Source organism: Paenibacillus sp. 01L418 (assembly GCF_056400045.1).
Window position 1 is genome coordinate 1 of the sequence record NZ_JBFTSN010000318.1, and the last position, 7619, is coordinate 7619.

The window sequence follows — 7619 nt, forward strand, 5'->3', positions numbered from 1 at the left end:
GTGTGACGCTGCCGGTTGTGTTTCCCGTGTTCGTTGCCGTGATATTGTAGGTTATCGTACTGCCAAGAGTAACCTCGCTTTCATAGGCTTTTTTCTCGAGTAAGATACGAGTCCCTATTAATGCGGTATTGACCGTGTTGGAGTAGGTCACCAGCTCTGCGCTTCCTGAGGCAAACTGAACAAGCGATTGATTTTGAACCATTGGATTACCGCCAGGAAGCGGGCTCATAGTGTAACAACCAGCACTTTGAATGTAACGGTTGAGYTGCCTCCAGCAGCAATGGTGCCAATGGTAATGCCATTATTAGGATTAGCTGTTGGCCGCGGTGAACCATCTACAGTGACACTGCCCGTCGTAAACGTTGTTCCTGCTGGGGTAGGGTCGATGAGTATGACGTTATTGACGGATTCAATGCCATTGTTGGACACCGTTATGGTATAGGTAATGGTATCGCCTACAACAGCATCAATGGATGATGCGCTCTTCACGACAGACACATTTGGAGAAGACACAGGAATGGACAATACATTCGATAAAATAGTTCCGGTCAGCACACGGCCATCCGGCGGTACGTAGGAGAAGTTAGCTGTTGCTTGGTTCACGAGCAGCTGCGGTGAAGGAAGTGCATCTACCGTTACCTGCAGTGAAATCAGGATGCTAATGGATGCGCCAGGCGAAACGGTGCCAACGGGAACACCAGTCGCTGGATTAGCGCCAGGCTGCGGAACACCATTGATTAACACACTATTTGGTACAAAGGCGGCGCCAATTGGAATCGTATCAAATACGGAAGCCTGCACGGCAATATTGCCCGTATTCGTGATGGTTAGTGAATAAGTTACTGTGTCTCCGACAGTCGCATTGGCGGTATCGGCAGATTTGCCAAGTGCAAGAATAGGCTGATAAATCGGTGTAACGAGCGTATTGGAAAATGTATTTCCTGAAAAAGCACCCGAAGTAAAGCTTACGGTAGCTCTATTGCTGAGCGTGCCGGAATCTGAAAGTGACGTTATTAGTACGCTGAAATCAACTAACACGGTAACGCTAGGCGCGATCAACCCGACTAAGATGCCAAGGGACGGGTTAGCTGCTGGTCTAGGAACGCCATCAATTAAGACGCTTCCAGCCTGAAAGGATGATCCAGGGGACAAGGGATCGACCACCAGCACATTATTAATATTCTCAATGCCGTTGTTCGTAACTGCAATTCGATAGGTTATCGTGTCGCCTACGACCGCATCGGTAACAGTGGTGCTCTTCACAACGGCAACATTAGGTGCAGATACAGGAATAGACAATGCGTTTGTACTAAATGAGCCGCCTAAGGTGCGGCCATCAGGCAGCAAGAAGCTGTAGGTAGCGGACGCTTGGTTCACAAGCTGCTGATTTTGCGGAAGCGCATTGATGACTACCGAAAAAGTGACACTTGCCGTAGTTGTGATACTGCCAAGCGATATGCCTGCTGCCGGATCTGCACCTGGCACCAGCTGGCCATTAACGATGACGCTGTTCTGGACAAGACTTGTGCCAGCTGGAATCGTATCCGTTAAGGTAACGTCACCGGGATAATTGCCGGTATTTTGAATTGCAATCGTGTAGACAACGGTGTCGCCAATCGTCGCATTGCTGGTGTTTCCACTTTTGGTTCCCGTTAGTATCGGCTGATAGACAGGAATGATCACTGTGTTCGAGAAAGTGACGCCCGAGAATACACCTGATGTAAAGCTGACAGATGAACGATTGCTAAGCTGTCCAGAAGCAGGTAAAGAAATGACGGATACGTTGAAGGATACTACAACGGTATTGCCTTRCACGATCGTCCCTATAGCTACACCGGTTGCGGGGTTGGCCGTTGGTCTTGGAACTCCGTCTACCAATACGCTGCCTGAAACTAAAGCACTTCCGACCGGCAATGGGTCTGTAAAAATAATATTATTTACCGCTGCGATGCCGCTATTGAGAATGTTTATAGAATAGGTGACGATATCGCCAATTGCTACGGCTGTTGAAGTTGTGCTTTTGACAACACTGACATTAGGTGCAGATACAGAAATTAGGACGGTGTTGGAGCTTGCGCTGCCGCTAAGCGGGCGGCCGCTTGGCAGAACAAATGCAAAGTTCGCAAGAGCTTGGTTTGAAAGCTGCTGCGGATTCGGCAGGGAATCAATGATGACAGAGAAGGTAACGGACACTGTTGCATTAGGAGCAACAGCACCAATGTTGATGCCTGTTACAGGGTCAGCACCTGGCTGAGGCTGCCCTCCCACTAGGACACTGTTGGGCTCGAAGATTGCACCGAGCGGGATATTGTCAGTCAATGTTACATTCCCAGCATAATTTCCTGTATTGCTGACGTCGATTCGATAGCTAACGGTGTCCCCAAGTGTGGCGTTAATAGAATTTGCACTTTTAACGAGTGAGATTACGGGCTGATAGACAGGGGTATTAACGACGTTGGACATCGTCATGCCCGAGAATACACCGGATGTAAAGGTAATATTTGCTTGGTTTCCGATTTGACCGGAGACTGGAATAGAGGTAACGCTCAACTTGAACAACACGGTTACCGTATTGGAAGAAGGAATTAATCCAAGGGCAATTCCCGATGCAGGCACACCAGGTGCAGGATTGCCATTTATCGTCAAGCTGCCAGCAACGAATGTTGCTCCGTCCGGCACAGGATCCGTAAGTACAACATTATTGATCGATTCAATGCCGCTGTTTGTTACGGCTACTGAATAAGTAATGATGTCTCCAAGCGCGGTATCGACCGTCGTTGTGCTTTTGACGACCGCAACGTTAGGAGCAGAAACGGGAACAGATAATACGTTTGATTGTGTGGAGCCATTCAGAAGCCTGCCATCTGGCGGTGTAAATGTATAAGCTCCTATGGCTTGATTCACAAGTACCTGCGGGTTTGGAAGTGTTGTAATTACTGTCGAATAGGTAACGGTTATCGGCACACCAGGCAAAACGCTTCCCACACTAATGCCGGTTACAGGCGATTCTCCAGGATGAGGAACTCCGCCAACGACGACGCTGTTTGGCGCAAACGTTGTTCCAGTCGGAAGTGCATCAGTTAACGTGAGTATTCCCTCAAGATTCCCAGTATTGCTTACAAGTACAGTATAAGTAACGGTGTCTCCGAGCGTAGCATTGCTTGTATTCGCGCTTAATTGCAAAGAAATTTGCGGCTGAGTTACAGGAGTTGTTGTCGTATTAGACGAGGATGAAGCTGAGAATGCACCTGATGTAAAACTAACAGTTGATTGATTCGTTATTTGCGTTGGGACTGCCATCGTTACTCTCACCTCAAAAGTTACGGTAGCCGAACCGCCAGGGGCGAGGGTACCGATTGGGATACCGGTGGATGGAGCTGAATCCGCCCGGGGAGTGCCGTTAATGAACACGCTATTGCTAATAAAGGCAATATTATCGGCTAAAGGATCGTTAACTACGACATGGTTAACAGGAGCAATACCGTTGTTGGTTACAATGGAGGTATAGGTAAAGGTATCGCCCACAACGACGGAAGTTGGTGCTGCAGATTTCACTAAAGTTACGTTTGGCAGTGACACAGGTATTGATACGGTATTAGAAGCCGATGCACCATTTAATTGACGGCCGTCCGGCAGTGAGTAATTGTAGGGTGCACTTGCTTGGTTGACGAGAAATTGAGGTGAAGGCAGTGTTGCAACCGTCACGACAAAGCTGATTTCTGTCATGCTCCCGGGCAGTACATTTCCGATGGGTATCCCGGTTACAGGATTTAATCCGGGAAAGGGTACTGAATTTATGAGCACGCTGTTTGTATCGAAAACAGCGCCGGCTGGGATATTATCCGTTACGTTTACTGTAGCGCCAATATTGCCGCTGTTTTGGACTCTTAATGTATAAGTATAAGTGTCGCCTATCGTTGCATTTTGAGTGCTTGCAAACTTAACAATAGAAATGATGGGCTGGTACACCGGAATTTGAATCGTTTCGGATAACGATGATCCTGTAAATGAACCTGATGTATAGCTGATGGCCGCGCGATTAGATATGACAGCGGGATCGGGCAGCGATGTTACCTGTGCCTGAAATACGATAGTAACGCTGGCAGATGGATTAATGGTACCGATAGAAATGCCGACATTCGGGTTTGCAGCTGTTGCGGCCCCGTTAATTGTTGCGCTTCCAGCAATGAAAGCTGCGCTGCTGGTCAACGTGTCGGAGATGTTGACATTTGTAACAGGTACGACACTGTTATTCACAGCGATTATGGTAAACGTCAAAATGTCACCTATAGCAGCTGCGGTAGCGTTGACAGCTTTGGTAATTGTGACATTTGGTGCTTGGGCAGTGAGCGTGATCGTATTGGAGCTGCTGCTTCCACTTAAGTTTCTACCGCTAGGCAACTGATAGGTATATAAGCCTGAGGCTTGATTGACCAAAGTTGGCGGCGACGGAAGCGAGCTTAACAAGATCTGAAATGAAACGCTGGATACGCCGGAAGCAGGCAAAGCGCCAAGTGAAATGCCTGTAACGGGACTGCTGCCGGGAAGTGCTGTTCCATTAACGATGACACTGTTTGGCACAAAGGATGAGCCGGTTGGGATATTATCCGTTAAGGTCACTTGGGCAGCAATATTCCCACTGTTTTTTACGCTGAATGAATAGGTTATTCTTCCTCCAACAGTAGCGTTCGTAGGCGTACCGTTTTTTGTAATGCTGATGATGGGTTGATATACAGGCGTTGTCACACTGCCAGACAGTGAGAGACCTGTGAAAACGCCAGAGCTGAAGGATACCGAAGCCTGATTAACAAATGTACCTGAGCTTGGAATAGCAGTCGCGCGAATTGCAAAAGTAACGGTGACAGAGCTGCTTGGCGCAATGGTTCCTAAACTGATGCCGCTCGCTGGATTTGCTGTTGGTTTGGATACGCCAGCTACAATTACGCTTCCAGAGGTGAATTCCGCTCCAACAGGAATGGTGTCTCCCAATGTGACATTGGTGACGGATTCGATGCCGCTGTTCGTGACGACTAAGGAATAGGTTAATGTTTCACCTACAGCGATGTCGGTTAAGCTAGCGCTCTTCGTGACCACAACATTTGGAAGTCTTACAGGAACTGTAACCGTATTTGAAGCTAATGAGCCGGGAAAGATTCTTCCATCAGGTATTTGATACGTATAGGTGGCTGATGCCTGATTCACAAGCTGAGGTGGAGATGGCAAAACATTTACTTGCACTTGAAACGTGATCGTTGACGATCCCCCAGCTGCAATTGTTCCTATGGCTACTCCCGCTGATGGATTCGCACCTGCTACAACGACTCCATTGACACGGAAGCTATTCGGTATAAAAGATGTTCCCGCAGGTATATTGTCCGTCAGGTTGACAATGGCTGCTGAACTGCCGGTATTCGCAACGAGCAGTGTGTAGACTACTTGATTACCAACCGTTGCGTTCTGTGTGTTCGCACTTTTTACAATAGATAAATTAGGGGCATAAACAGGGATAGTGACAGTATTGGATGGAATAACACCTGTAATATTGGGACCGCCTGCTATGCTTTGAAACGTAAAGGCCGCATTGGCGGTGCTTGAAAGCTGAGCGGTGCTTGGCAAGGAGGTTACGGTAGCTTTATAAGTAACGGTGATGGAGGTTGCTAGGTTTAATGAGCCTAGCGGCGCTCCGGTTCTTATGTCGAATGTCGGTTTCGAGACACCGCCTACAACGACGCTGCCTGGTACGAACGTAACGCCAGCAGGCAATGTATCGGTTAAGACGATACTGGCTGCGTTTGCTGTCCCTGAGTTGCTGACCGTGACCGTTAAGGTGATGATGTCGCCGATGGTAGGCCCTGTTGCATTCTCGCTTAGCGTTACATTGATAACGGGCGCATTAATATTGACTTGGATGGCATTCGCGTTAAGTACATAAGCATCCCCAGAGGTTGTAAGTGACAAAACGGCTGAGCTCTGGTTGTTCGTCAGCCTAGCGGAAATATCAACATTCGTAATATCCCAGCCCTGTCGACCGCCAATGATGTTCGTACCGGGTGTGCCATTTATTTGATTGCGGTCCCCGAAAGTTCCAGTTGTGTTTAATGCACCGGAATCATTGTTAATTTGTGAAGCGAAAAAATTGTTAGCGAAATTGTTCGTGCCAGATAGAGCTACTAAGCTAGCTGTCGTCGGGCCGAACAACGCCTGATCACCTGTTCGGTTTGCATCTCCTTCCTGAGCGCTAAATAACGCCCTGCCGCCTAAGGCTCCTGAGATCGGCGTGGCAAATCCGGTTATTGTCGTGTTGACCGCTGCCGAAGTGCTTTGAACCAAAATAGCGCCAACCCGCAGCGACATGTTGCGAAACGGAAGTGAAGGATTCTGATAAATGACGGCGAGGGTCCAGCCAGCATGGTTAGCAGTTGAATCGCCGGGAATAACAATCGTTCCGACTACGCCGCCTGTTATATAGGTACCCGCACCTGCCGCCAGCACAAGCGAGGTGACATTGGCTGAACGAGTATAGCCAAGTGCGCCTCCTCCCAAATCGAACGTATTGCTTGTTGCTGCGTCAGGAGTGATGCTTGAGGTTCCAAGCGGTGTAATGAACGTAACGGKATTGTTAATGGCTGCGGTTAGATTAACGGTTCCGTTGACATAGGTGCCGCCCCAAATAAGCTCTGCATAAAGAACAGTGCTTCCAGTGGGGAGAACGAGAGCGGCGGCAGAACTATTTTCCAAATAGTTGCTCGTTGTTCCAAGCGGGTACGTGCCGTACCGAGCTGCTGTATTCGTAGTGCTGAAAGCGCCTATACTATCGGAAGTACCAGGGGTTCCAGCTACTTCTGAGCGGCTGAGACCCAGCGTATTCCCCGTAAATGTAATGGCGCCGGTTGCGTTTAATGTTGATCGGACGACCAGAGGTATCGTATTCACCCCCTTCAAAAGCTAATTTTGTTGTAAACATGAATGTATTGCTTAGTTTATGAGACTTTAACCACTATTTTGTTTGTCTTCTTAAAATATAGTTTTTTCGCTTTGTTGCGTTGGTTTAATATCGYCCAAGAATAGAGTCTAATTTCGTCCAATTAAACGCTTTCATTTACAAGATATAATGATAAAAACGCTTTCAAAAAGTGAGGTTTGCGGTGATGAGAGAGAAACAGATACAATGGTTTGCAAGCACGGAAACCAAGCGATGGTTAAAACGATAGAGGAAGCCGGTAATGGAAACACTAATCTGACATTCTCAGGTGAGAGCTTTCAACGGTTAGAAGGGTTTGGAGGCTGCTTTAACGAGCTTGGTTATGCTGCTCTGCAGCATCTGCCGGAGGAAGAACGCAGTCAAGTGATGCATGCGCTCTTTCATCCCGAAGGCGAGCATAAATTCAGTATTTGCAGGCTTCCGATTGGCGCTAGCGATTATGCACTGGAATGGTATAGCTTAAACGAAACAGACGGAGACTTAAGTATGGAGCATTTCTCCATTGCCCGTGATCAACAACATTTGATTCCTTATATTAAGGAAGCGCTAAAACTCAATCCTGAATTGAAACTGTTTGCCTCTCCGTGGAGCCCTCCGACCTGGATGAAATTTCCGAAGGCGTACAATTACGGCACTC

General features: G+C 47.9%; 2 protein-coding genes and 1 pseudogene. 1 reads left to right on the forward strand and 2 read right to left on the reverse strand.

Translation table 11 applies throughout. The annotated features are described in order from the left end of the window. Both AC1DSE_RS26130 and AC1DSE_RS26135 read right to left on the reverse strand, forming a co-directional pair. A partial coding sequence (locus AC1DSE_RS26130) for a hypothetical protein (RefSeq protein ID WP_477528418.1) occupies positions 1 to 202 on the reverse strand: 202 nt, incomplete at its 3' end. A 23-nt stretch (positions 203 to 225) separates the two neighbouring features. Beyond that, the gene (locus tag AC1DSE_RS26135) at positions 226 to 6933 is read right to left on the reverse strand and encodes a DUF7507 domain-containing protein (protein WP_477528419.1); all 6708 of its coding nucleotides are present in this window, start codon (positions 6931 to 6933) and stop codon (positions 226 to 228) included. 262 nt (positions 6934 to 7195) lie between these two features. Between AC1DSE_RS26135 and AC1DSE_RS26140 the strand changes: the two are divergent. Then, positions 7196 to 7619 (forward strand): annotated as a pseudogene (locus tag AC1DSE_RS26140) (glycoside hydrolase family 30 protein); the annotation flags it as partial.